This window comes from Streptomyces sp. Z423-1 (assembly GCF_013009255.1).
Lineage (GTDB): Bacteria > Actinomycetota > Actinomycetes > Streptomycetales > Streptomycetaceae > Streptomyces > Streptomyces gossypiisoli.
The window spans coordinates 4,206,326-4,230,123 of record NZ_CP053109.1; the positions used below are offsets into that span (position 1 = coordinate 4,206,326).

General features: G+C 71.8%; 25 protein-coding genes. 9 read left to right on the plus strand and 16 right to left on the minus strand.

What is annotated here, in order from left to right; genetic code table 11:
• Positions 1-71: 71 nt before the first annotated feature.
• The 7 genes from HJD23_RS18755 to HJD23_RS18785 form a co-directional block, all read right to left on the minus strand.
• Positions 72-902 carry an ABC transporter ATP-binding protein gene (locus HJD23_RS18755; RefSeq protein WP_171109786.1) on the minus strand — a complete coding sequence of 277 codons (831 nt, stop codon included), beginning with the start codon at positions 900-902 and terminating at the stop codon, positions 72-74.
• Complete coding sequence (locus HJD23_RS18760; protein WP_171109787.1) at positions 899-1,963, minus strand: iron chelate uptake ABC transporter family permease subunit; 1,065 nt, start codon at positions 1,961-1,963, stop codon at positions 899-901. Before HJD23_RS18760 ends, HJD23_RS18755 begins: the two co-directional genes overlap by 4 nt.
• On the minus strand, positions 1,960-2,964 hold the full coding sequence (locus HJD23_RS18765; protein ID WP_171109788.1) for an iron ABC transporter permease: 1,005 nt from the start codon (positions 2,962-2,964) through the stop codon (positions 1,960-1,962). Before HJD23_RS18765 ends, HJD23_RS18760 begins: the two co-directional genes overlap by 4 nt.
• Positions 2,965-3,158: 194 nt before the next feature.
• Positions 3,159-3,431: a hypothetical protein gene (locus HJD23_RS18770; RefSeq protein ID WP_332112401.1), complete on the minus strand. Its 273-nt coding sequence runs from the start codon at positions 3,429-3,431 to the stop codon at positions 3,159-3,161.
• A gap of 179 nt (positions 3,432-3,610) precedes the next feature.
• Entirely contained in the window at positions 3,611-4,429 is an 819-nt protein-coding gene (locus HJD23_RS18775; RefSeq protein ID WP_171109790.1) for an ABC transporter permease, read from the minus strand.
• Positions 4,426-5,403 carry an ATP-binding cassette domain-containing protein gene (locus HJD23_RS18780; RefSeq protein ID WP_171109791.1) on the minus strand — a complete coding sequence of 326 codons (978 nt, stop codon included), beginning with the start codon at positions 5,401-5,403 and terminating at the stop codon, positions 4,426-4,428. Before HJD23_RS18780 ends, HJD23_RS18775 begins: the two co-directional genes overlap by 4 nt.
• 29 nt (positions 5,404-5,432) lie before the next feature.
• Positions 5,433-6,104 carry a DUF4097 family beta strand repeat-containing protein gene (locus HJD23_RS18785; RefSeq protein WP_171109792.1) on the minus strand — a complete coding sequence of 224 codons (672 nt, stop codon included), beginning with the start codon at positions 6,102-6,104 and terminating at the stop codon, positions 5,433-5,435.
• A 223-nt stretch (positions 6,105-6,327) separates the two neighbouring features.
• Between HJD23_RS18785 and HJD23_RS18790 the strand changes: the two genes are divergently transcribed.
• From HJD23_RS18790 to HJD23_RS18815, 6 genes are all read left to right on the plus strand, one after another.
• Complete coding sequence (locus HJD23_RS18790) at positions 6,328-7,059, plus strand: helix-turn-helix domain-containing protein (protein ID WP_171109793.1); 732 nt, start codon at positions 6,328-6,330, stop codon at positions 7,057-7,059.
• A 181-nt stretch (positions 7,060-7,240) separates the two neighbouring features.
• A complete protein-coding gene (locus HJD23_RS18795) occupies positions 7,241-7,801 on the plus strand; it encodes an RNA polymerase sigma factor (RefSeq protein WP_171134044.1) in 561 nt (186 codons plus the stop codon).
• Complete coding sequence (locus tag HJD23_RS18800) at positions 7,798-8,613, plus strand: zf-HC2 domain-containing protein (RefSeq protein ID WP_171109794.1); 816 nt, start codon at positions 7,798-7,800, stop codon at positions 8,611-8,613. Before HJD23_RS18795 ends, HJD23_RS18800 begins: the two co-directional genes overlap by 4 nt.
• 68 nt (positions 8,614-8,681) lie before the next feature.
• A complete protein-coding gene (locus HJD23_RS18805; protein WP_171109795.1) occupies positions 8,682-9,491 on the plus strand; it encodes an ABC transporter ATP-binding protein in 810 nt (269 codons plus the stop codon).
• Complete coding sequence (locus tag HJD23_RS18810; RefSeq protein ID WP_171109796.1) at positions 9,488-10,876, plus strand: hypothetical protein; 1,389 nt, start codon at positions 9,488-9,490, stop codon at positions 10,874-10,876. The genes HJD23_RS18805 and HJD23_RS18810 overlap by 4 nt, the downstream gene beginning before the upstream one ends.
• Positions 10,877-10,899: 23 nt before the next feature.
• Entirely contained in the window at positions 10,900-11,439 is a 540-nt protein-coding gene (locus HJD23_RS18815; protein ID WP_240980744.1) for a hypothetical protein, read from the plus strand.
• A 52-nt stretch (positions 11,440-11,491) separates the two neighbouring features.
• Here the strand turns inward: HJD23_RS18815 and HJD23_RS18820 are convergent, their stop codons facing one another.
• From HJD23_RS18820 to HJD23_RS18845, 6 genes are all read right to left on the minus strand, one after another.
• Entirely contained in the window at positions 11,492-11,869 is a 378-nt protein-coding gene (locus tag HJD23_RS18820; protein ID WP_171109797.1) for a hypothetical protein, read from the minus strand.
• 67 nt (positions 11,870-11,936) lie between these two features.
• Positions 11,937-12,224 (minus strand): SCO5918 family protein, encoded by a 288-nt coding sequence (locus tag HJD23_RS18825; RefSeq protein ID WP_171109798.1) that lies wholly within the window; start codon positions 12,222-12,224, stop codon positions 11,937-11,939.
• 58 nt (positions 12,225-12,282) lie between these two features.
• Positions 12,283-12,690, minus strand: coding sequence for a CBS domain-containing protein (locus HJD23_RS18830; RefSeq protein ID WP_171109799.1), 408 nt, complete (start codon positions 12,688-12,690; stop codon positions 12,283-12,285).
• 98 nt (positions 12,691-12,788) lie between these two features.
• On the minus strand, positions 12,789-14,327 hold the full coding sequence (locus tag HJD23_RS18835) for a DEAD/DEAH box helicase (RefSeq protein ID WP_171109800.1): 1,539 nt from the start codon (positions 14,325-14,327) through the stop codon (positions 12,789-12,791).
• A gap of 239 nt (positions 14,328-14,566) precedes the next feature.
• On the minus strand, positions 14,567-14,770 hold the full coding sequence (locus HJD23_RS18840) for a cold-shock protein (RefSeq protein WP_007383480.1): 204 nt from the start codon (positions 14,768-14,770) through the stop codon (positions 14,567-14,569).
• 232 nt (positions 14,771-15,002) lie between these two features.
• Positions 15,003-15,341 (minus strand): MerR family transcriptional regulator, encoded by a 339-nt coding sequence (locus tag HJD23_RS18845; RefSeq protein ID WP_141310868.1) that lies wholly within the window; start codon positions 15,339-15,341, stop codon positions 15,003-15,005.
• Between the two features lie 259 nt (positions 15,342-15,600).
• Between HJD23_RS18845 and HJD23_RS18850 the strand changes: the two genes are divergently transcribed.
• Positions 15,601-17,760, plus strand: a complete 2,160-nt coding sequence (locus HJD23_RS18850) for a SpoIIE family protein phosphatase (RefSeq protein ID WP_171109801.1) — start codon at positions 15,601-15,603, stop codon at positions 17,758-17,760.
• A gap of 57 nt (positions 17,761-17,817) precedes the next feature.
• Here the strand turns inward: HJD23_RS18850 and HJD23_RS18855 are convergent, their stop codons facing one another.
• The 3 genes from HJD23_RS18855 to HJD23_RS18865 all read right to left on the minus strand — a co-directional run bounded on the left by HJD23_RS18855 (position 17,818) and on the right by HJD23_RS18865 (position 22,217).
• Positions 17,818-19,005, minus strand: a complete 1,188-nt coding sequence (locus tag HJD23_RS18855; protein ID WP_171109802.1) for a type III polyketide synthase — start codon at positions 19,003-19,005, stop codon at positions 17,818-17,820.
• A 469-nt stretch (positions 19,006-19,474) separates the two neighbouring features.
• On the minus strand, positions 19,475-20,116 hold the full coding sequence (locus HJD23_RS18860) for a response regulator transcription factor (RefSeq protein WP_171109803.1): 642 nt from the start codon (positions 20,114-20,116) through the stop codon (positions 19,475-19,477).
• Positions 20,117-20,177: 61 nt separating this feature from the next.
• Entirely contained in the window at positions 20,178-22,217 is a 2,040-nt protein-coding gene (locus HJD23_RS18865; RefSeq protein ID WP_206352700.1) for a histidine kinase, read from the minus strand.
• Positions 22,218-22,318: 101 nt separating this feature from the next.
• On the opposite strand from HJD23_RS18865, the gene HJD23_RS18870 reads away from it, so the two are divergent.
• Both HJD23_RS18870 and HJD23_RS45020 read left to right on the plus strand, forming a co-directional pair.
• Positions 22,319-23,284 (plus strand): CPBP family intramembrane glutamic endopeptidase, encoded by a 966-nt coding sequence (locus HJD23_RS18870; RefSeq protein WP_171109805.1) that lies wholly within the window; start codon positions 22,319-22,321, stop codon positions 23,282-23,284.
• A gap of 260 nt (positions 23,285-23,544) precedes the next feature.
• Entirely contained in the window at positions 23,545-23,730 is a 186-nt protein-coding gene (locus HJD23_RS45020) for a transcriptional regulator (protein ID WP_332112405.1), read from the plus strand.
• Positions 23,731-23,798: the final 68 nt, after the last annotated feature.

Consider the following 23,798-nt stretch of genomic DNA (forward strand, 5'->3'; position numbering starts at 1 on the left):
CATAAAAGTTAGGCGAGCCTTACTTTATGAGACACCTGTGGATCCGGGGCATCCGGAGCCTGTGGCTCCGATCACGTTCCCCGTACGGCCTGTTCGGGCACGGCCGTCTGCGTCGAACGTGGCGGTCCCGGCACCACCAGCGGATCGCCCGTCACCGGATCCGGTACGACGACCGACGCGAGTCCGAAGACCTCCTCGACCAGTTCGGCGGTGACGACGTCGGCCGGCGCGCCCTGCGCCACGACGCGGCCCGCCTTCATGGCGACGATGTGGTCGGCGTACCGGGCCGCCTGGTTCAGGTCGTGCAGCACGGCGACCACGGTCCGGCCCCGCTCCCGGTTCAACTGCCGTACCAGGTCCAGGACTTCCACCTGGTGGGCGATGTCGAGGTAGGTCGTCGGCTCGTCGAGCAGCAGGATGTCGGTGTCCTGGGCGAGGGCCATCGCGATCCACACGCGCTGGCGCTGACCGCCCGACAGCTCGTCGACCGGCCGCTCGGCGAGCTCGGCGGTCCCGGTGCGCTCCAGCGCCCGGGCGACGGCCGTCTCGTCCGCCTCCGACCACTGCTGCCACCACTTCTGGTGCGGCTGCCGGCCGCGCGAGACCAGGTCGGCGACCGTGATGCCCTCCGGCGGCACGGGCGTCTGCGGCAGCAGGCCGACGGCCTGGGCGATCCGCCGGGTCGGGATGCGGGACAGCTCGCCGCCGTCGAGCAGCACCGCGCCGCGCTTCGGCTTCAGCAGCCGTCCCAGGGCGCGCAACAGGGTCGACTTTCCGCAGGCGTTGGGCCCGACGATGACGGTGACCTGCCCGTCCGGGACCTGAAGGTCCAGGCCGTCGACGACCGTGCGGTCCTCGTAGGCGAGGGTGAGCCCTTGGGCGGTGAGGCGGTTGCCGGTCACGCGGTTCCTCCGGAACGGCCGCTACGGGAGCTGACGATCAGCCACATCAGATACGGGGCGCCGACCAGGGCGGTGAACACGCCGACCGGCAGCTCGGTCGGCGAGAAGAGCCGGCGGGCCAGCAGGTCGGCGACGGTCACGATCAGCGCGCCCATCAGCGCCGAGCACAGCAGGGGGATGTGCGGGGTGCGGGTGAGACGGCGGGCGATCTGCGGGGCGAGCAGCGCCACGAAGTCCACCGGCCCGGCGGCCGCGGTCGCCACGGACGCCGACACCACACCGAGCACGCCCAGCCCGAGCCGGTCCCGGTCGAGCCGGGTGCCGAGGGCGGTGGCGGTGTCGTCGTCGAACGCCGCACCGCGCTGGGCGCGGGCCGCCCACAGCAGGAACGGTACGAGCAGCAGCAGTACGGTCGCGAGCGGCGCGGCCTGGTCGTAGCCGCGGCCGTTGAGGGAGCCGGTGAGCCAGACCTTGGCCTGCTGGGCGACCAGGTACTCGCCCTTGGTCACGAACAGCCGGGTCAGGGAGCCGAGGGCCACCGAGATGCCGATGCCGATGAGCACGAACCGGGCGGCGTGCAGCCCGCGCCGCCAGGCGAGCAGATAGACGAGCAGCGCCGCCGCGAGACCGCCGGCGACGGAGACGTAGGGCAGTACGGCGTACGAGGTGACGCCGAACGTCATCGCCGCGACCGTCGCCGCGCCCGCCCCGTGCGTCACGCCGATCACGTCGGGGCTGGCCAGGGGATTGCGGGCGACGGTCTGGATCAGCGCGCCGGAGATCCCGAACGCGGCGCCCACCAGCAGCCCGGTCACCAGACGCGGCAACCTCAGCGTGCCGACGACCAGTTCGTCCGGGCTGGGCAGACCCAGCAGCACGCGGACGACCTCGCCCGGCGCGACGAACGACTCGCCGACGCACAGGGACGCGACGACGGTGGCCGCGAGCAGCGCGGTGAGGACGAGGGTGACGAGGAGGCTCCTGCGGTGCAGCAGCAGGCTGCTCTTCCCGGTGCGCAGGACGGCGTGCCCCGGGAGACGGAAGGTGGTGGCCCGGGTCATGCCGCCACCACCTTCCTGCGCCGTACCAGCACCACCAGGAACGGCACTCCGGCCAGCGCGGTCATCACGGCCACCGGCACCTCCGAGGGCCGTACGACGATCCGCCCGAGGACGTCCGCGAGGAGCAGCATCACCGGTCCCAGCACGGCGGCCATGGGCAGCAGCCAGCGATGCCCGGGGCCGACGAGCGCCCGGGCGATGTGCGGGACGGCGAGGCCGGTGAAGGCGATCGGGCCCGCGGCGGCCACCGCGACGCCGGTGAGCACGGTCGCGCCGAGCGCGCCGGTCGCGCGCAGCAGCGCCACGTTGCGGCCCAGGCCCCGCGCGATGTCCTCGCCGAGGGCGAGCGCGTCCAGCCCGCGGGCCATGGCCAGCACCAGCAGCAGCCCCGCGACCAGGAACGGCCAGGTCTGCCCGACGATCGAGGCGTCCCGGCCGGCGATCGAGCCGACGTCCCAGAACCGGAACTCGTCCAGGGCACGGGCGTCGGTGGTGAGGATGCCGGTGACGACGGAGGCGAGGAAGGCGTTCATCGCGGCGCCCGCGAGCGCGAGTTTGACCGGCGAGGCGCCGCCGCGTCCGCTGCCGGCGACGACGTAGATGCACACCGCGGCGACGGCCGCGCCCGCGAAGGCGTACCAGACGTAGCCGTTCAGGGTGTGCACGCCGAAGAAGGTGATGGCGCAGACGACGCCGAGCGAGGCGCCCTGGCTGATGCCGAGGATGCCGGGCTCGGCGATGGGGTTGCGGGTGATGCCCTGCAGAACCGTTCCGGCAACGCCGAGGGCGATCCCGACGAGCACACCGACGACCGTCCGCGGCACCCGCAGCGCCCGTACGACCTGGGCGTCGTCGCTCGTGCCGCCGTGCAGCAGCGCGTCCCAGACCGCCGCGGGGGCGATCGCGCGGCTGCCGACGGCGAGGCTCAGCAGTACGGCCAGCAGCAGGAGGAGAAGGGCGACGGCCATCCAGCCGACGCGTCGGCTCGCGACTCCTGACATGCGCCCTTCCCGTACCTGTTAGCTAAGGATTGCCTAAGCGTACGTGGTGGGGAGAGCGCGCTCGCGTACGGCGTGGGGGTGGGCATGGGGGTGGGGCATGCGCGCCGGGTTGACCCCACCGCGCGGCGTGGGGCATCCGGCCAGTGGTTGTGGAGGCGGCGTACGAGACGAAGTCTGCTCACCGCGGGCTCAAGTCAGGGATAGAGCAGGATGAGTGTGAGGGTGGGCAAGAACGTGCCTGCCACGCTGAGCAGCCAATAGTGCTGAGCGGCGAGTGAGGTCCGGCGGGCAAGGGCTGTGTTGGCGGTCCACCACAGCAGCGTGTAGAGACCGACGACGGGCACGATGATCACCAGCCAAAGGGCCATGCCGTCGTTCTCCGTCGGTTCCGGGTTGTGCCGGCTCGCTGCCAGGAACCACAGCAGCCAGATCGGCACCACCCCCGGGATTCCGAGCAGCAGGTTCACGCCCAAGGCCGTCGGCCACCGTCTGATCATCTTTGCCCTGTCCCCCACTCCGGGTCGGCCCGCAGGCTATCGCGAGGGGTTGGACACACGAACGGGGCGGCGTACGCCGACGAGGTGTCGGTGTACGCCGCCCTGGGGTGGGACGAGTTGCGGGGAAGGGGCCCGCGCTTGCATGGCGGTTACTTCGGGTCGTTGTTGAACTTCGAGGTCGACCAGACGTAGCCGAGCACCGCGAGGCCCAGGCACCAGACGACCGCGAGCCATCCGTTGTGGCCGATCTCGGTGCCGAGCAGCAGCCCGCGCAGGGTCTCGATGGCCGGCGTGAACGGCTGGTACTCGGCGATCGGCTGGAACCAGCCCGGCATCGTGTCGACCGGGATGAAGGCGCTGGACAGGAGCGGCAGCAGGATCATCGGCACCGCGTTGTTGCTGGCGGCCTCGGCGTTCGGGCTGACCAGGCCCATGCCGACCGCAACCCAGGTGAGCGCCATGGCGAAGAGCACGAGCAGCCCGAATGCCGCCAGCCACTCCAGGACCGTGGCATCCGTGGAGCGGAAGCCGATGGCCACGCCGACGGCGCCCACGAGGACCACGCTCATCACGCACTGCAGCACGCTGCCGACGACGTGCCCGACGAGCACGGACCCGCGGTGGATCGCCATCGTGCGGCAGCGGGCGATGATGCCCTCGGTCATGTCGTTGGAGACGGAGACCGCGGTCCCGATCGTGGTGCTGCCGATGGTCATCAGCAACAGGCCCGGGACGATATAGGCGATGTACTCGGAGCGGTCGGCGCCGCCGCCACCGATGCCCGCGCTCATCACATCGCCGAAGACGTAGACGAAGAGCAGCAACAGCATGATCGGCGTGAGCAGCAGATTCAGCGTCATCGACGGGTAGCGCCGGGCGTGCAGCAGGTTGCGGCGCAGCATCGTGGACGAGTCGCGCACGGCGAGGGAGAGCCGGGTCGGGCGGGCGGGAGTCAGGGGGGTGCTCATCGGACATCCTCCTTGGGCTGGGTCGGCTGGTTGCGCTGGGCGGGCACGGTGGAGCCGGTCAGGGCGAAGAACACGTCGTCGAGGTCGGGGGTGTGCACGGTCAGCTCGTCCGCCTCGATGCCGGCTGCCTCCAGCCAGTCGAGGAGGGAGCGCAGCTCGCGCTGGCTGCCGTCGCTGGGGATGTGCAGGGCGAGGGATTCGTCGTCCCGGGCCGCCTCGCGCAGCGCGACGGCGGCGGACTGGTACGCGGCCGGATCGGTGAAGCGGAGCCGCACATGCCCGCCGGGGATGAGCCGCTTCAACTCCTTGGCGGTCCCCTCGGCGGCGATCTTCCCGTCGTTCAGCACGGCGATCCGGTCGGCGAGTTCGTCGGCCTCCTCCAGGTACTGCGTGGTGAGGAAGACGGTGACGCCGTCGGAGACGAGTTCGCGGATGATCTGCCACATGTTGTGGCGGCTGCGTGGGTCGAGGCCGGTGGTCGGCTCGTCGAGGAAGATGATGCTTGGGTTGCCGACCAGGGTCATGGCGATGTCGAGGCGGCGCTTCATGCCGCCGGAGTAGGTCGAGGCGGGCTTCTTCGCGGCCTCGGTGAGGTCGAACCGCTGAAGCAGCTCGGCGGCGACCCGCCGCCCCTCGCGCTTGGACAGGTGGTGCAGGTCCGCCATCAGGAGCATGTTCTCCTCGCCGGTGATCAGCCCGTCGACGGCCGAGAACTGCCCGGTGACCCCGATCGCGGCACGTACGGCCTGCGGGTCGGCGGCGAGGTCGTGGCCGCCGACCCGGATCTCACCGGAGGCGGGGTCGGCGGAGACGAGGGTCGAGAGGATCTTGACGGCGGTGGTCTTGCCGGCGCCGTTCGGGCCGAGCAGAGAGAAGATCGTTCCCTCCGGGACGGCCAGGTCGACGCCGTTGAGCACGACCTTGTCGCCGTAGGACTTGCGCAGCCCGTTCGCCGCGATGGCCAGGTTGCTCATGAGGGTGCTCCTTCGGAAGCTGCGGGCGACTACAGGCTGCGGGCGGTGATGTCGCCGTAGGAGGTGGTCGCGTGGATGGTCAGGGCGGCGTCGGCGCCGTCGTTGTTCTTGAGCGCGTTGCTGATCCGGCCGTAACCGGTGCCGGCGTCCAGGGAGGCGGAGGCTCCGCGGGCGGCGCCGACCGAGATGTCACCCTTCTCGGTGCGCAGCGTCACCGTGCCGCGCACGGCTTCGGCGACCTGGATGTCGCCCCTCTGGGTACTGATCTCCGCGGGGCCGCCCAGGCGGCCGACCGAGACGTCGCCGTCGAGGGCGGTGAGGCGGGCGCTCGCGGCCTCGTCGAGCTTGACCGTGCGGTAGCCACCGTCGAAGGTGACGTCGCCGAGCCGTCCGACGCCGCGGAACTCGGCGCCGGCCGCCTTCGCCTCGACGCGGGAGCCGGCGGGCAGCTGGACGGTGACCTCGACGGACCCGGAGTGTCCGAGGATCCGGTTCCTGGCCTCCGGGGCCTCGATCCGCAGGACGCCGTCGCCGTACGCGACCGTGATCTGCTCCGCCGCCTTCACGTCGCGGCTCTTGGAGGCGTCCGCGGGCAGGATCTCGACCGTGGTGTCGGCCCGGTCGGCGGCGATGAACCGGATGCGTCCCGCGGGGATGTCGAGGCCGACGGAGATCGGGGCGGTGGTGTGGAACTGCTGCATCGTGCGCTCCTTCGGGTCGTTGTTTCCAACACAGGAAAAGCTACGTTGCGTTCACGGGTTCGACAACGTACTTGTTGCACGTAATCAGCGTTAGTGCAGGTGCGAGCATAAGAATCGTTGCAACGGTTCTGAAGTTAATGCAATGGCGGCACGCTGGCTCGTTGCAATGATTTACGGGTGAACGCTATGCTGGAGCCCTTCAAGGAGTACGAAGGAGATCGCGATGCCGGGAGGCAGGCTCACCCAGCAGGAACGTCAGCAGATCGCGCTGGGGCTGGCCGACGGCCTCGCCTACGCGGAGATCGCCAGACGTCTCGACCGTCCGACCTCGACGATCACGCGTGAGGTGATGCGGAACGGCGGGCCCACCGCCTACCGCGCCGACCTCGCCCACCGCGCCACCGAACGCCGCGCTCACCGGCGCAGGCAGGTCGCGCCCCGGGGGCCGGAGGCGGCCGCGCAGGCCTACGGGCGCGACGCCGAGGCGGTCCGCGCGTACGAGGAGACGTTCATCACCGTCATGATGCAGTCGGGCATGCCCAAGATGATGGCCCGGATCCAGGCCGCCCTCAGCCTCACCGACTCCGGCAGCCTCACCGCGTCCGAACTCGTCCAGCGCCTCGATGTCAGCCCGGCGTCCGTCTCCAAGGCGATCGCGTTCCTCGAAAGCCAGGGCATGGTCCGTCGGGAGCGCGACGAAGGCCGCCGCGAGCGCTACGTGGTCGACGACGACGTCTGGTACGAGTCGATGCTGGCCAGCGCCCGGGCCATCAACCAGATCGTCGAGACCGCGCGGCAGGGCGTCGGTGTCCTCGGCCCCCACACCCCGGCCGGCGCCCGCTTCGAGAACGTCGCCCGCTTCCTCGACTTCGTCAGCGAGAGCACCGTCCGCGCCGCGGAGCAGGCCCGCGAGATCCTCCACACGAAACCCGAAGCGGCCTCGGGCGGCGAGTGATCGGCATTGCGGCGTTCGCCGGTCCGCGTCCCGGGCCCGCGGGAGGCGGATCTAAGCGCGGGTGGTCGGTGTCCAGGACCGATTACTCGTCAGCTCCGGACTCCGGTCCGTGGAGCGCCTCCATGTGACGGGGATCACGTCGGGGTGAAAACCCGTTGTCCGGGCCGGCCGTCTAGAGGGTGTGAGATCAGTCAGGAAGGCACCGGGCGAGCTGGACGAGGAGCGTCTCGTCCGGCTGGTGGCCAAGGGCGACCGTGCCGCGTTCGAGGAGCTGTACCGGCGCACGTCGCCGTGGCTGGCGGTGCGGCTGCGCCGTCGCTGCGCGGATGAGCAGATCGTCGCCGAGGTCATGCAGGAGACGTATCTGGCGGTGTGGCGCGCGGCGGGCGCGTTCGCCGGGACTGCCGCCGGGGGGACGGCCGTCGGCTGGTTGTGGACGATCGCGGCGCGCCGCCTCGTCGACGCCTTCCGACGCAGGGCCCACCACGCCGAACCGCCGACGGCCGCCGCTCTGCCCGGCACGGCGCCCGCCGCCGAGGAGGAGGCGCTCGCGGCGACCGTCGGCGGTGACGTCGGCGACGCGCTGCGGCGCCTCGCGCCCGAACTGCGGCAGGTACTGCAGGCCATGGTGCTCGACGGGCTGTCGGTCCGGGAGACCGCCGCACTGCTCGGACTCCCCGAGGGCACGGTCAAGACCCGTGCCCGCCGGGCCCGGATCGCGATGCGAAAGGCGCTGGCATGAGCGTGGAGCACGCGTCGATGCGGATCATCGACGGTTACGCCCGCGGCGGCGCGGACCTCGCCGCCGACGAAGTGTGGGCCCTGGAGGCCCATCTGGAGGCGTGCGGGGTGTGCCGTGACCGGCTGTCGGCCGCCGTCACGGCCGGGGCACCCGCCGTGGCGGCGCTGGTCGACACCGTGTGGTCGGGACTCGAACCCCACCTGGCCGCCACCGCCCCGCTGCCGCGCCGACGGCGCTGGTCGGCACGGCTGTCGAAGTGGATGACGCCCACGATGGTGCCGTGGCTGGCCATGGTCACGAGCGTGACCCTGCTCGCGCTGCTGCTCGACCTGGCCGACGTCGGCTACGGCGAGGTGTCGCCGGTGCTGCTGCTCGCCCCGGTCCTGCCCGTGCTCGGCGTCGCGGCGTCCTGGTCGCGCGGCCTGGACCCGGCGTACGAGCTGACGGCCTCGGTGCCCAGGGCCGGGCTGTATCTGGTGCTGCGGCGCACCGCGTCCGTGCTCGCCGTGGTCGTGCCCGTGCTGCTGGTGGGCGGATGGGTGACGGGGGTGATGGTGGCCCAGTGGCTGCTGCCCTGCCTGGCGTTCACCTCGACGACCCTGGCGCTCGGCGGTGTCATCGGGGTGACCCGTGCCGCCGTCGCACTGACGGCCGTATGGGCCGCCGTCATCGTGGCGCCGACGCTCGCCACGAGCCGTACGGCCTTCGCTCTGCAGTCGGGCGGTCTGCCCGTGTGGGGGCTGATCCTCGCGCTCGGCATCGGTGTCGTGATCGCCCGCAGGGGCGCGTACTCCGTGCTGGGAGCCCATTGATGACCACACGAAAGCCGACCACACGAAAGCCGACCACAGGAAACCCGACCACAGGAAGGGAACACCGCATGATGCCCGCGGCAAGCGCGGCCGACATCGCACCGACCACCTACGCCTGGCAGATCCTGGCCACCGGGCTGAAGGTGAGGGTCGGCAGGAACCGGATGGCCGTAGACGGTCTCGACCTGGCGCTGGGCACCGGCGTCCACGGCCTCCTCGGCCCCAACGGGGCGGGCAAGACCACCCTCATCCGGACGCTGGCCACCGTACTGCGCCCCACCGAGGGCACCCTGGAGCTGCTCGGCGAATCGGCGGGCGGCCTGGGCGAGCACCGTGCGCTGCGCCGCCGGATCGGCTATCTGCCGCAGGAGTTCGGCTACTACAAGCGCTTCACGGTGCGCGAGTTCGTCGAGTACATGGCGTGGCTGAAGGAGGTCCCCAAGGCGGACATCCCGGCGGCGGTGCAGCGCGCCGTGGAGCGGGTGGGCCTGGCGGACCGCGCCGACGAGAAGATGAAGGCCCTGTCGGGCGGCATGGTGCGACGGGTCGGCATCGCCCAGGCCATCGTCAACGACCCGTCGATCCTGCTGCTCGACGAGCCGACGGTCGGCCTGGACCCGGCGCAGCGGCTGCGCTTCCGCGAGCTGCTGCAGGAGCTGGGCACGGACACCTGCGTGGTCGTCTCCACGCACCTGGTCGAGGACGTCGCCGCCGCCTGCACCGACGTGGTGCTGTTCGCCGAGGGCCGGCTGGTCTTCCAGGGCCCGCCGGACGAGCTGGCCTCGGTGGGCGGCCCGGAGCACGAGGGTGACAGCCCGCTGGAGCGCGGCTATTCGGCGATGCTGCTCAACCCCGCACGGGAAAGGGGCACTTGGTGAACATCCGCGTCCTGCGCATCGAGCTGAGGCGGTCCGTCGCCCCCTGGGCCGGGGCCGTGGTCCTGGTGGCGGCGCTGGCGTTCCTGTACCTGCTGAGCGGTCCCTGGTGGCAGGGCACCGCGCTGTGGACGGCCCAGTGGACGTCCATGGCCCTGTGGACCCGCACCCTCCTGGTCTTCCTCTGGCCGCTCGCCGTAGGGCTCGGGGCACTCCAGGGCCTGCGCGACCACCGCTCGAAGATGTCCGAGCTGCTGACGAGCACACCGCGGCCCGCCTGGCACCGCGCGGCCGCACTGGCGGGTACGACGGCGATCACCCTGGCCTCCGTCTTCGCGCTCTTCGTCCTCCAGGGCGCGGTCCAAGTACTGGCCGGCACCGAGTACACACACCTCGGATGGCTGCCGATCTCGCTGGTGGGGGCACTCTCGCTCGTCGCCGGGGCGGTGCTGGGCATGGGGGTCGCACGGGCGCTGCCGTCCCCGCTCACCCCGCCGGCGCTGGCCGTGGCCGCCTTCTTGTTCACCACCCTCCTGCAGCAGACGATGGAGTCGGTGGTGCCGACGGCCACCGTGCCGAACCGCATCGCGCTGCTGTCACCCGCGGTGGCACAGGTGCACGAGGTGCTCCTCACGCTGTCGCCCTCCGTGCATCTCGGGCAGACGCTCTGGCTGCTCGGCATGGCCGCGACGGGCTTCGCCCTGCTGGCCGCCGCGACCCCGCGCGCCCGGCTGCTCGCCCTGACGCCCGTCCTGGCGGGCGCGGCGATCGCCCTGCTCGTCCTCCCCTCCGACCCACGCCGGACGTACGTCGTCGACGAGGCCGCCGCCGCGCTGGTGTGCGACGGCCCGGTCTGCGTGACAAAGGCACACCAGGCACGGCTCGACGACCTCGCGGGCCCCGGCCGGAAGGCACTGCGCCTCCTGAACGACGCCCTCGGGAGCCGGGCGCCGGACTCGATCCGTGAGAGCACCGCCCTACGGGCGCAGATGGCCACGCCGGAACGGCCCCGCGACGCCGTGCTCGTCGACTTCGACGACGGCGTGTTCGACACCGCGAAGCGCGAGGAGCTGACCCGGGCCCTGGTCGCCCAGGGCATGGCACCGACGTGCTTCGCCCGCAGCGCCGGCGAGAGCGGCACGACCGGGGAGATCGCCGCGCAGAGCGTCGCGGCGGGCTGGGTCCTCGGGGACCTCAGGCCGCTCGGCGGCACCGTCCACTCCGCCCGCGACCAGCTCGACCTGGCCCGCCCGGTGTGGCAGGACCTCAAGGCGCTGCCACGGATCGAACAGCTCGCGCGGATCCGCGCGATGCACGCCGCCGCGGTCTCCTGCAACGGCGACCCGCTGCACGTACTGGCCGGTGGTGAGTCCCCGTTAGGTGGCTGACGCTGTACGCGCGCTCGCGGCAGGTGCCCGCGTCGCTCGCCGCGGTGGCGATCAGCGCGGCGACGGTGTGGGCACTCGCCAGGGACGGCAACGACGGACCCGGTGACCCGCGGCTGCCCGCCCTCGTCCTCGCCGCGGGGGCGACGGCGGCCTCGATCGGGCTCGGCGGGCAGGACCTCGCGCTGGACCGGACTGCGGCGATCCGCTGGGTGCCGCGCAGAGCGGCGCATGTGCTGCTCATCGGCACGGTCGTCGGCGCGGTGCTGCTGGCGGTGCAGACGATGGGCGAGGACCTGGCCACCACCGCGTTCGTCGTCCGCGACAGCGCGGGGCTGATGGGGCTGGTCGCCGCCGGGGCGACGGTGTTCGGGGCGCAGTACGCGTGGACGCTGCCGATCTCCTGGCTGGCGTTGTCGCTCTTCGCCCCGCCCCCGACGAGTACGCCGACGGAGGTGGCGACCTGGATGCTGCTGCCGCCCGGCACAACGGCGGCCACCTGGACGGCCCTCGCCCTCGCGGTCACCGGCACCGCGGCCTACGCCGTCGCGGGGCCGAGACGGTAGCGGGTCCGACGAGCCGAGGGCATGCGCTCGGCCGCCCACCAGAGAGGGGTCCTCACTGGTCCGAGTAGCCGATGTCCCCGATGGTCCAGGCGCTCACGTCCTTCAGCGCGACGCGGTACATGCCTCCCGTTTCGGGGATGCCGAAGCTGCCCTGGAGGATCCGGGCAACGTGGAAGTGGAGATGTGTGGGCCCGTCGCCGTGCTCCGGGCGGTGGTCGCCGCCCTGGGGCGCGGTGAACGCGGTGGCGAACCGCCCCAGGTGTTCGGAGTCCCGCAGGACTTCGGCCACCCGCTCCTTCCACAGGGCTTCCGGGGCCAGCCGACCTGTGATGACGGCTCCCGGGATCACCACGGTCAGGGACATCCGGCTGCTGTGCTGAGACTCCACCATCGCGGCGATCGCGACGAGCAGGTCGTCAGGATGCTTCATGCCTCAGGAGCCTAGCCCGACAGCCCGGTCCGGCGAAGGCTGTCGGGGCGTGGCAGGAATCGAGGCGTCACCAGCCCAGCAGGCCCTCGTCGGCTCGCGCGTCTCCGGTCGGCGCGACCGGAGGCGCTTCGTGGCAGCTGAAGCCGAGCCGGGTCAGCGCCCGGCGCATCTCAACCGTGGTGAAGTCGCGGCGGTTCTGCCTGGTGATCACTTCCCCGACCTGCATCACGGGGTAGACGCGGCGGCCGATGGTCACGGACACGCCGGTGACAGGCTCGGGCGTGATGCCGCTCATCGACTGCTCGACCTCGCTCTTCGTCAGGTCGAAGGGGAAACGGGCGATGACACAGCGCATGGATGCCTCCACAGGGTTGGGGGATAAACACCTTCAGGGGCCGACCGCGCGACGGCGGTCAGTAGGTGAGAGCGAGGACACCCAGGGCGTAGCCATGCTCGTCGATCACGGGGGACACGTCCAGGGTCCGGGCCCGCATGGCGGCTTCCGCCTCACTCAGTACGGCCACCGACGAGGTGAACGGCCCGCGGTCGAGCAGGAGGTCCCGCAGCCGCGTCCGGTCGCTGTACCACGCGCCTCCGCGGTGCGCGGAGAGCTGCGCCCGGGTGACCAGTCCCGCGCAGCGCCCGTCCGCGTCCTGGAGGAGCAGGTGCGGGACGCGGGCACTGATGAGCACGGACAGGGCCACGTCGACGGTCATGTGGTCGTCGACGTGGGGCCCGGGAACGTGCATGGCGTCACCGGCGGTCAGGCCGGTGCCGTCGGCGTTCTCGGCCTGCCGTGTGCGGGGCGGAATCGGCGTCAAGGGCTTCCTCTTCGTCGGGACGGGCAGGACGAGTTCGTCGGGACGGGCAGGACGAGCGAAGGCTCGCCCCGACCGCCGAAGTGAGTCCCGCTGCCTGGCTACGGGTTGTTCCTCGGGGCGGAGCGACGGGTGCGGGCGGCGGCCCGTCCTGCCCCACCGCGCCCGTCGGCCCGTCCTGCTCCACCCCGCCCGTCGGCCCGTCCTGCCCCACCACGGCCGCCGCCCCGTCCCCTCCGGCCACGGCCGGTGGATGCCGTGCGCTCGCTCTGCTCGGCGACCGGTGCGGTGACGGTGACGGGTACGCCGGACGGGGTCCGGGCGCCGGTGATGCGATGCAGTTCGGCCTCGCCCGGGCGGACCCGGACGGCACGCGCGGTGATGCCGGCGTCGGCCATCAAACGGTCCACCGCGCGACGCTGGTGCGGCAGGACCAGGGTGACGACGGTGCCGGACTCGCCGGCGCGGGCGGTACGGCCGCCGCGGTGCAGGTAGTCCTTGTGGTCGCCGGGAGGGTCGACGTTGACGACGAGGTCGAGGTCGTCGACGTGGATCCCGCGGGCGGCGACGTTGGTGGCCACCAGGACCGTGACGTGGCCGTCCTTGAAATGCGCGAGCGTCCGGTTGCGCTGCGGCTGGGACTTGCCGCCGTGCAGGGCCGAGGCCCGCACACCGACGGACAGCAGGTGCTTGGCCAGCCGGTCGACCGCGTGCTTGGTGTCCAGGAACATGATCACTCGTCCGTCACGGGCGGCGATCTCGGTCGCGGTGGTGTGCTTGTCGGCGTCGTGCACGTGCAGCAGATGGTGCTCCATCGTGCTGACGGCGCCCGCGGACGGGTCGACCGAGTGGACCACGGGATCGTGGAGGTAGCGGCGTACCAGCAGGTCGATGTTGCGGTCCAGGGTGGCCGAGAACAGCAACCGCTGGCCGCCGGAACCCACTTGGTCGAGCAGAGCGGTCACCTGGGGCATGAAGCCCATGTCGGCCATCTGGTCGGCTTCGTCCAGAACGGTGACGGCGACCTGGTCCAGCCGGCAGTCGCCCCGGTCGATGAGGTCCTTGAGGCGGCCGGGTGTCGCCACGACGACCTCGGCGCCGCCGCGCAGCGCACTCACCTGGCGGCCGATCGACATGCCGCCGACCACGGTGGCGAGCCGCAGCCGCAGGGCGCGGGCGTAGGGGGCGAGTGCGTCGGTCACCTGCTGGGCCAGTTCCCGGGTGGGTACGAGGACGAGGGCGAGGGGCTGCCGGGGCTGGGCACGCTGCCCGTCCAGCCGGGCCAGCACGGGCAGGCCGAAGGCGAGTGTCTTGCCCGAGCCCGTGCGCCCGCGGCCCAGCACGTCCCGTCCGGCCAGCGCGTTCGGCAGCGTGGCCGCCTGGATCGGGAAGGGCGCGGTGACGCCCTCGGCGCCGAGCGTGGCCAGCAGACGTGCCGGCATGTCCAGTTCGGCGAACGTCGCGACCGCCGGCAGCGGCTCGGTGAGGGTGACCGGCAGGGCGAACTCCTGTGGGCGTGCGGTGGAGCCTGCCTCCTGCCGGCGGAATCGGCTGCCGCGAGCGGAGCCTGCCGAGCGCGTGGAGCCTCTGTCCGTGCGGAAGCGACCGGAACGGCCGCCGGTACGGCGGGTGCGGTTCATGGAGGAACCTTCCTCGATGCGGCGCATCGAGGAACTCCGCTGTGGTGCAGCGCTGCACGCGGATTCACAAGAATGAGCCGAAGGGAATGCGAAAAGCCGGGCCTCTCTGCGCTGAAGCCGGGGCTGTCAGGAATCCGGGATGTACGGGAAACCGGAGAAACCGGGGAAACCCGGGAAAGAAATGAGCTGGGGCCCGCACCCCAAGAGCGCGGGCCCCAGCCACATGGTTCGCGTCAGCGTCAGGCGGGAACGATGTTCTCGGCCTGCGGGCCCTTCTGGCCCTGCGTGACGTCGAAGGTTACCTTCTGGCCTTCCTGAAGCTCGCGGAAGCCGGAGGTGGCGATGTTCGAGTAGTGGGCGAACACGTCAGCGCCGCCGCCGTCCTGCTCGATGAAGCCGAAGCCCTTTTCCGCGTTGAACCACTTCACGGTGCCAGATGCCATATTGAATCTCCCTTGGGGGGCAGTGCCGGACTCCGCACTTTACGGATCCGAGTCGCCGCGATGATCACCCCTCCGGAAAGATCCGGAAAGCTCTGCAAAGAAACAAGTCTCTGGCAACCAAAACTGCAACTGCTATCACGCTAACACAGGTCGGGTGGAAACTCTCAACGCGTTTTTCGGACCGCCCAAAAATTCTCATCCCTCCGCACCCAGTATTTCTGTACCGGCGGGACTAGGTATCCGCGTCGTGTTCGTCCAGCTTCCGGCGCATTTCCCGGTTCAGACGGAGGGCGTCGTCGAGCTGGTCCTCGAGCGAGATGATGCGGCACGCGGCCTCGATGGGGGTGCCCTGGTCGACGAGTTCACGGGCGCGGGCGGCCATGCGCAGCTGGCGGCGGGAGTACCGGCGGTGGCCGCCTTCCGAACGCAGGGGAGTGATCAGTTCGGCTTCGCCGATGGCCCGGAGGAAGGCGGGGGTGGTGCCGAGAACGTCGGCGGCCCGCCCCATGGTGTAGGCGGGGTAGTCGTCGTCGTCGAGGTTCCCGGCGACGGGGGCGTTCTCAGCGGGCATAGCACCTTCGTTTCCGATGCGGCGAGGGACCCGGGCGGGCACCCGTGCTCCGACCCTAACTCCGGCAGGCACGGACATGTGGCCTCGCCGGAACAGACTTTCCCTGCCGCACAGGCCAGGCCGGCGAACGGTCAGCCATGTGACACCGGCGGTCAGCCATGTGACACCGGCGAATGCGTGCGACGCGCTGGTGTGGGCGGGGCGGCGCAGGGTGTTATTGAATGAAATGTGCGGTCAGGAAGCGAGCTGAGAGAGCCGCATGGACGCCACACCCTCCCCCTCGTCCTCGTCGCCGTTCGACATGGTCAGCAGCGCCTTGGGGAAGTACATCCCGCGCGGCGGAGCGGCGGCGGCCGGTGGTGCCGACTCGCAGGGCGACCGCACTGTCCGCCCATACGTACCCGCCAACCCGGCAGCCGGCCGCCAGGAGCAGATCCTCGGCGCGGTCAACCTGGACTGGGATCTGAGAATCACCCGCTGCAATCTGGACGCCCCCGTCTTCGCGGGACTGGACGCCGTGACCGGGAGCTCCTTCGTCGATCTTCTGCCTCCCGGGGACGTACCGACGGTCACCCGTCGGTTGCGGCAGGTCCTGGAGACCGGTGAGCCGCACGTCGCCCGGGTCCAGCGTCTGCGGCGCAGGGACGGGTCGGAGCTGGTGGTCTCGATGAGCATCCTGGCCGCCGCGGCGCCTCAGGAGGGCCTGACCGTCTCCCTGATCGCCATGGCCAGGAGGCTGCACCTGTACGCCGCCGAGACCGCGATCGGCACCTCGCTGGACATCGGCGAGACCGCGCAGTCGCTGGCGGAGTCCCTGCTGGCCTGGGGAGACGTGGCCGCCATCGACCTCGACTTCGCCGTGTGGACGGGCGAGGGGGTCACCGGGCAGCCGCGGGGGCGCATCCGGCTGCGGCGGGCGGCCCTGGTGCCGGACCGGGCGTGGCCCGATGGCTACGTGACTCCTGGCGACGATCTTCCCAGCGAGGCGAGTCGCCTGCTGTCGCAGGCGATACGGCGTGACGATGCCGCGCAGGCCATCGTCATACCCGACCGGAAGACGATCGAGCGGGTACTCGGCAGTCCGCGGCTGGTGCGTGCCCTGGTGCCCGGTGACCGGGCGGCGGGTGTGGCGTGCATACCGCTGGTCCTCGACGGCGCGCCGCCCGTCGTTCTGGGCGTGGCGGAGGTCTGGCGGCGGGCGGACCGCCCCTTCGACGACGGCGAGTTGTTGGACCTGCAGGAGCTGGTGGCCCGGACCTCTCATCACGTCGACCTGGCCCGTCAGCACCAGCGCGAGCACACGCAGGTGCTGGCGTTGCAGCGCCGGCTGCTGCCACGGACCGGCGGCGACACCATCGAGACGGCCAGCGTCTACCAGCCCGCCAACCCCGACAGCGCGGGTGTCGGCGGTGACTGGGTGAACAGCTTTCCGCTGCCGGACGGCCGTACCGCGCTCGTGGTCGGTGACGTCGTCGGGCACGGCCTGGGAGCCGCGGCGACCATGGGACAGCTGAGTATGGAGGCCCGCGCGCTGCTGTCCGCGGGGCTGGCGCCCGACGAGGTGCTGGAGCACCTGGACGCGACCGTGGCGCTGCTGGACGACGCGGACTCCGGGCTGGCGGCCGGCTACAGCGCCCTCGGGTCGACCTGCTGCATCGCCGTGTACGACCCGGTCAGCCACCACGTGGCGCTGTCCAGCGCCGGCCATCTCCCCCCGGTCCTGGTGCCCCCCGACGGGCCCGCCGGCCCGCTCGCGGTCCGCCCCCACCCCGGCCTGGGCGCCGAGTTCGCGCTGCGGGAACCGTTCGGCGTGCACGCGTTCGCCGCACCCCCGGGCTCGCTGCTCGCCCTCTACACGGACGGCCTGGTGGAGGATCCCGCCGTATCGATCGACGAGGGCATCGGCAGGCTGGCGGACACCGTGTCCAGGGTGCACCCCTGGGATGCCCTGGGGGAGGCCGCGCGGCGCGTGGTCTCCACGCTGGCGCCTGAGCGCCGGCGCGACGACGTGACCCTGCTGCTCGCGCGCATGATCGGCTACCGCAAGGGGGACACCGCGACCTGGCGTCTGCCCGCCCGCTCCGACGCGGCCGCCCGGGCCCGCACGCTGGTCTCCGCGCTGCTGGTGCAGTGGCGCACCAGGGACGACACCCGGGACAACGTGCTGCTGGTGGTCAGCGAGCTGGTCGCCAACGCGGTCCGTTTCGCCGGTGGACCCATCACGGTACGGCTGATCAGGGCCGGTCACGGGCTGCTGTGCGAGGTGGGGGACACCGGCAACGGCAGGCCGCGGCTGGGCCGCAACGGGCTCCTCGACGACCGTGGTCGTGGCCTGCACGTCGTGCACAGCCTCACCACCCGGTGGGGGGTGCGGTGGACGGACACCGGCAAAGTGGTCTGGGCGGCAGTCGCGAAGTGACGCGGCTGCGGGTGGGACGGTTGCGCGCGCTCACCAGACGGGTGGCGCGAGCTCGCGCTACAGCCACTCCCCTTCCAGGGCGGTGGCCGTGAGGCCGGGGGCCGCCGCGTACAGGACGGCACGATCGCCCGGTTCCTGCCGCCCGGCGTCGTGCGCCCTCCGCAGGATGTCGAACACGGCGGCGCCTCCGCGGTTGCCGCTGGTGTAGCTGTCCCGGCTGTAGTCCAGCAGCCCCGACGGCCACCCGTCGGGCATCGTCTGCTCCATGTACTCCAGCACCCGGGTCCCGCCGGGGTGCGCGAGCAGAACGTCGGGGTGCCAGGAGTCGGGGTCGTCCTGGTAACGGACGCGCAACCACTCCCACATCGCGGCGACCGTCTCCTGTACGGCGCGCGGCCCGCGCCGGTCCATCACGAAGTGGGTGCCGTCCGCCCGTGTCTCCAGGCGGTGCAGGTCCTGGGTGCCGGGCAGCGTGTGGTGCCAGGCGGCGTCCAGCCGCAGCATCGACTCGGGCCTCGGGCGGCCCGTGACCACCGCGGCGACCGCGGTGTCCGCGAACAGCAACCGGACGATCAAGGACTCCAGGGTGTCGTCCGCGGGCTGGTACGTCGTGCTCAGCGCCTCCGCGATCACGACCAGGACCACCCGGTCGGGGTCCGCGGCCACGAGATCCGCCGCCAGCGCCAGGGAGCGGGTCCCGGCGATGCAGGCCCACTGCGTGGCCGGCAGCAGCATCACGTCGCCCCGGAGCGGGAGCTTGTTGGCCAGGGCGACGTCCAGCCCCGGCAGCGCCGGAGTGGTGGAGTGACTGGTGATCAGGCAGTCCACGTCTGCGGCGTCCAGCCCGGCGATCTGCAAGGCCCCGCGCGCCGCGTGCTCCCCGTAGGACTGCACGGCCGCCCAGGCCGGCGCGGTGCGCTCCTGGACGGTCTGCGGCGCGGGTATCGCCTCAAGGGCGGCGATCACGCGGTCCACGTCCTGCTCGGTGAACCCGTCGCGGGCCAGCGCCTCTCGGGCCGGCCCGATGCCGGCGGCCCGCAGGCCGTTCCCGTTGCCAGGCGCGACGGCGGTCTCCAGCGGCAGCATCCACCCGCGGGTTTCGATGCCCGTACTGGCCGCGATGCCGTCGATCCGCGGCGCCCACACCGCGTGCGGGTGCCGGCCGCGCACTTCCGCCACGATCTGGCTGGTCTCCACGGTGTGCTTGCCATGTATCACGGCAGGAGGGCACAGGTAAGCGGTCACAACTGGCACCTTTCTACGGGGAACAAGGGGACGAACGTCATAAATGCCGCGTCATGGGCCATGTGCCATGAATCACTTCAGCACTTCACGTCCAAGTCGATGCCACTGCGCCCCACTTAGGGCGTCGGCATCCGTTTCGAGCATGAAGGCCAAATGGACATTTGCGCTGTGATCTGGGCAACTTGGGTAGTCCGCAATGTATGTGACACGGCGCACACGAGGACGAGAAGTTGTGGGGGCGCGGCGGGCTGCTGTGGGGCGGCCGACCATGAGGTCGCGGGCACGGACGACCGGCGCGAACTGGCACCATCGGCCAGGACAGGAACCACCACTGACGACTCCGGACATGGCAGCTGATCTGGCGCTCGGCCCAACCAGTACCCCTGACCGACGCCCGCCGTCACCCGACTGGCCGGCTCACGCCCGGATCACCGATCACGCTCGCCGCCTGATCCGAGGCGCGGCGGGGTCACGCGCCGCGTGGCCGCGTCAGGCCGGTGTCGTACGCGAAGATCGTGGCCTGCACCCGGTCGCGCAGGCCCAACTTGCGCAGCAGGGCGTTGACATGGGACTTCACGGTTCCCGTCGTCACACCGAGGGCGTCCGCGATCTCCGCGTTGGTGAGTCCCGCCGCCACCAGCGTCAGGATCTCGCGCTCACGCGGGGTGAGCGTATCGAGGGGTGCGGGGTCCGGCGCCGGCGCCAAGTGCGCGAAGGCTTCGATCAGTCGGCGGGTGACGGCTGGGGCGAGGATGCCGTCCCCGGATGCCACGGCCCGGATGCCGGTGAGCAGTTCCTCCGGCTGGGCGTCCTTGAGGAGAAACCCGGAGGCACCCGCGCGCAGCGCGTCGTGGACGTGCGAGTCCTGGTCGAAGGTGGTCAGGACGAGGACGCGCGGGGCGTCGTCCCACGCCGTGAGCAGCCGGGTGGCGGTCAGCCCGTCCATGCCGGGCATCCGGATGTCCATCAGGACGACATCGGGCGTGAGGTGCCGCGCCAGTTCCACGGCGTGGGCGCCGTCTCCGGCCTCGGCGACGACGGCGAGGCCGGGCTCCGCGTCGATGATGGCGGCGAACCCGGCACGGACCACGGCCTGGTCGTCGACCACCATCACTCGGACAGTCGGATCTGTTGGGGCTGCGATGAGGGCACCTCCTGGAGGTTCGTGAGATTCATGGGCTGGCCAGGCACTTGGCCGTTTCCGTGGTCTCCGCCGTGTCGGTGGCGGATCTGTCGGTCCCTGCCCCGTGTCTCAGTACGGCCAGCAGCTCGCGCATGGCGGCAAGGCCCGCTCTGGCCTGCTCCGCGGCGCCGTCGAGATCGCCGCGTTCGGCGTGTGCCACCACCTCGTTCGCGTGGTGGAGCACGGCTTGGCGCAGCTCCGCGGCGATGCGCTGCCGCTCCCGGTACGCCTCTGCCACGGCGGACCACACCGCCGCCGTCAACGCGCTGTCCTCACGCTGTGTGACCCTCTCGCGGCGCCTTCGGACGAACACGCCCAGACCCCAGACCCCGGCCATCGGCAGGGCCAGCAACGTCGCGAGGAAGACGGCGAAGAAGACGAGGAACGGGAGACCACCGCCTCCTGTCCCGCTCTCAAGGGAACTGCCGCCGGACACCTCCAGCACGACCGTCGTCGACGCGAGACCGCCCGCCGTCACCAGGATCGCCGGCCAGGTGCGGCCGACGGGTCCCGCAAAAGCCGCCACCGCGTGCAGGGCGACACATTCCGCGCAGGCCCCTGCCACAGTCAGGGCCCAGGCCACGTCCGACGGCAGCAGCCCCTGAGCCAGCGCGACCGGCGGGATCCAGGCACTGGCCAACACCACGAGCAGGACGGTCCAGGGAGCCCGCCGCCGCCACAGCAGCGGCAGGGCGTGGAGGACAGCCGGCAGACAGGCCGTGGCGGTGGCGGCGGGCCGCTCGATGAGGACGGCGATGACCGGGAGCGCGGCGACGGCGAGCACCGACGCCGCATCGGCCCAACTCGCGCTCGGGAGAGCCGGGTGGCGGCGCACCGCTGACGAGGGGTGTGGCAGCCGCGCGTGCACGGACCATCCAGGAACGTCCGAGCGAGGGCCCGCTTCGAGGGTGCCGCCGAGCCCGGTCGCCCTGTCCCGCATGCCCGCGGTACCACGACCGGAGCCGAGCCCCTGCCGCGCCTCCGGTGCGGGGGCCGCCGCGTCGGCCACCGGGCCCGAAGCCGCTTGGGCCGCTCCGTCGTCCTCCACGAGGAGGTCCAGCGCTGCGTCACCGTCCTCCCGGACCACGACGCGTACGGCGGCGCCGGGGGCGTAGCGCAGCGCATTGGTGAGGGACTCGCGCACGATGCCGAAGGCCGCCTCGGCCACCGGACCCGTCAGGCCGGCCGGGCCGGGGGCCACATCCAGGCTCACGCGCTGGCCCAGGCGTACGAACCCCGCGGCGAGTTCGGCGATGCGCTCTTCGAGCGGGCTCTCCTCGTCGGCCGCCGAACTCCGCATCACCGTCACGAGCCGGTGCAGCGCCGCCACGGTCTCGCGCCCGCCTTCCGCCGCCAACCGCAGGGCGTCGGCGGTCAGTTCCGGCCTGCGGTCGCCGAGGCGGCGTGCGGCGTCCGCGGTGACCACGACGGAGGTGAGGTGGTGCGCGCTGACGTCGTGCAGTTCACGGGCGAGGCGGTGCCGTTCCGTGGTGGCCGCGGTGACCCGTACGGCCTCGGCCCGCGCCAGTTCGCGTTCGGCGGAGCGGCGTCCGGCGAGCCAGCGGCGGCGGCTGCGGCCGGCGCCCACGGTGCCCGCGAAGAGCGCGAAGCTCGCCAGAGCCTCACCGCCGATGTCGACCGGGGAGTCGTACACCAGCAGGGACCTGAGCACCGCCGATCCGGTCAGTACGGTCGCGACGAGGACGGCCGTCCCGGCCGGACGCCGCACCGCGACCGAGTACAGCGCGACCACGCCCGCCACCATGGCGGCCAACAGCGCTTCGTCCGGCACGACGAGCCCCGCGGCCAGCGTGCCCTCGATGGTGAGCGCCGCGGCGACCGGGAAGCGCCGGCGCACCCCCAGTACGGCAACGGCCGACGCGGTCACGGCCAGGCCCACGGTGAGCTGCGGCGCCTCCACCACCGCACCGCGCAGCAGCGTGAGACCCGGCCAGACGGACACCTGCACAACCGCCAGCAGCGCGGGCAGCAGCCAGTTCCGTACGTACTCCATGATGGCGGCGATCATACTTTCGGGCCCTCTGCCCGGGCGGCCCTATCCCAGGTTGGAGACGTCGATCGTGCCCACGGCCGACGCCGCGGCCGTGGGCCGCCGAGATGCTGATGCACATGACGACGACGCACTCCATCACCGAGCCGTATCAGCCCCCCGACGTGCCCTTTCAGCGGACCGCCACTCCACCTCCGCAGCCGCTCCCCTACCACCGGCTGGCTCTGACGACCGGGAATCACCGGTGGTGGCGACCGCTGGTGGGGACCGGCGTGGTGCTGGCCGGCGCGATCCTCGTCATGCTGGCCGTGATCATCGCCGGCGAGATCGCCGGTGCGGTCGTCGGCCGTCCCCGCGACGCCGACGGCAACGTCATATGGGGCGGAATCGGTGATACCGCCCTGGCGTTGCTGGGTATTTCCCTGTCCATTCCGGTGGTACTGCTGGCCGCGCGATGGGTGCAGCGCCGCGCGGCGGGCACGGTCTCGTCGGTGGCGGGCGGGTTGCGGTGGCGCCGGCTGGGACTGTGCCTCGCGGTGGCTCTGCCCGTGTCCGCGGCATCCCTGGGCATCTCCATGCTCCTGCCCGAACCCGAGGGCAGCGGGCCGGAATTGACGTGGGCCGGGCTGTCGCCGTTCCTGCTCGGCCTCGCGACCGTCTGCCTGCTCGTGCCGTTCCAGGCCGCGGCCGAGGAGTACGTGTTCCGTGGCTGGCTGTTGCAGGCGGTCGGAGCCTGGTGCCGCTCACCGTGGGTCGCGGTGACACCGCAGGCGGTGCTCTTCGCCGCCGCGCACGGCTGGGGGACGCCATGGGGATTCGCCGACTTGGTGGTGTTCGGCCTCATCACGGGCGCACTGACCATACGTACGGGCGGACTCGAAGCAGCGATCGCGCTGCACGTCCTCAACAACCTCCTGCCCCTGGGCATCCTGTCGGCGATCGCCGGAGGGCTCGAATCCGAAGAGACGGCCGCCGACATGAACTGGATGACGCTGGCCGTCGACGTCCCGATGGTCTCCCTCTACGCGGCAGCCGTCCTGTGGCTCACTCACCGCCGTCCCGTCTCTTTCCGTAGTGGAAACTAGCCGCTACTCCTTTCCGACATGGAAACGTACGGGGTACGACTGACGCCGGAACAGGCCGTTCCGCCCTGGCCGACACCGAGCACATCCGGGCCTCCACCGCAGCGCTGTCGGCCACACCGCCTTCGTCCGCCTGCACCGGAAGACCGCGTGAGCGCGCCGAGATCCACGACCCGCTGGAAGGTTTCGACACCGCCATCCACGCCCCGAACCGGCTGCGCGTCTGCGCCCTCCCGGACGCCGCGGGCGAGGCGGAGTTCGGCCTGGTCCACAAGCAACTCGACCTCTCCGCCTCCGCGCTGAGCAAGCACGTCACCGTGCTGATGGACGCCGGCTACGTCGAGCAGCGCAAGGCCGTCCGCGACACCCGGCAGCGGGTGTGGCTCCGGCTGACCCGGCGAGGCCGGGACGCGTATCAGGGCGCCTTGCCGCGCTCCGGGCGATCGTAGGGCCGTCGGATCCGGCTCTCTGACCGCGACCGTACCCGGATGAGGAGCGCGGCAGCGGCGACCGTGCC

What these genes read in the sequence shown, in the direction of transcription:
- HJD23_RS18760 (WP_171109787.1), bottom strand. Translation starts at nt 1,963, where the DNA reads ATGACCCGGGCCACCACCTTCCGTCTCCCGGGGCACGCCGTCCTGCGC.
- HJD23_RS18765 (WP_171109788.1), bottom strand. Translation starts at nt 2,964, where the DNA reads ATGTCAGGAGTCGCGAGCCGACGCGTCGGCTGGATGGCCGTCGCCCTT.
- HJD23_RS18775 (WP_171109790.1), bottom strand. Translation starts at nt 4,429, where the DNA reads ATGAGCACCCCCCTGACTCCCGCCCGCCCGACCCGGCTCTCCCTCGCC.
- HJD23_RS18780 (WP_171109791.1), bottom strand. Translation starts at nt 5,403, where the DNA reads ATGAGCAACCTGGCCATCGCGGCGAACGGGCTGCGCAAGTCCTACGGC.
- HJD23_RS18785 (WP_171109792.1), bottom strand. Translation starts at nt 6,104, where the DNA reads ATGCAGCAGTTCCACACCACCGCCCCGATCTCCGTCGGCCTCGACATC.
- HJD23_RS18790 (WP_171109793.1), top strand. Translation starts at nt 6,328, where the DNA reads ATGCCGGGAGGCAGGCTCACCCAGCAGGAACGTCAGCAGATCGCGCTG.
- HJD23_RS18800 (WP_171109794.1), top strand. Translation starts at nt 7,798, where the DNA reads ATGAGCGTGGAGCACGCGTCGATGCGGATCATCGACGGTTACGCCCGC.
- HJD23_RS18805 (WP_171109795.1), top strand. Translation starts at nt 8,682, where the DNA reads ATGATGCCCGCGGCAAGCGCGGCCGACATCGCACCGACCACCTACGCC.
- HJD23_RS18820 (WP_171109797.1), bottom strand. Translation starts at nt 11,869, where the DNA reads ATGAAGCATCCTGACGACCTGCTCGTCGCGATCGCCGCGATGGTGGAG.
- HJD23_RS18825 (WP_171109798.1), bottom strand. Translation starts at nt 12,224, where the DNA reads ATGCGCTGTGTCATCGCCCGTTTCCCCTTCGACCTGACGAAGAGCGAG.
- HJD23_RS18835 (WP_171109800.1), bottom strand. Translation starts at nt 14,327, where the DNA reads ATGAACCGCACCCGCCGTACCGGCGGCCGTTCCGGTCGCTTCCGCACG.
- HJD23_RS18840 (WP_007383480.1), bottom strand. Translation starts at nt 14,770, where the DNA reads ATGGCATCTGGCACCGTGAAGTGGTTCAACGCGGAAAAGGGCTTCGGC.
- HJD23_RS18845 (WP_141310868.1), bottom strand. Translation starts at nt 15,341, where the DNA reads ATGCCCGCTGAGAACGCCCCCGTCGCCGGGAACCTCGACGACGACGAC.
- HJD23_RS18850 (WP_171109801.1), top strand. Translation starts at nt 15,601, where the DNA reads ATGGACGCCACACCCTCCCCCTCGTCCTCGTCGCCGTTCGACATGGTC.
- HJD23_RS18860 (WP_171109803.1), bottom strand. Translation starts at nt 20,116, where the DNA reads ATGGTGGTCGACGACCAGGCCGTGGTCCGTGCCGGGTTCGCCGCCATC.
- HJD23_RS18865 (WP_206352700.1), bottom strand. Translation starts at nt 22,217, where the DNA reads ATGATCGCCGCCATCATGGAGTACGTACGGAACTGGCTGCTGCCCGCG.
- HJD23_RS18870 (WP_171109805.1), top strand. Translation starts at nt 22,319, where the DNA reads ATGACGACGACGCACTCCATCACCGAGCCGTATCAGCCCCCCGACGTG.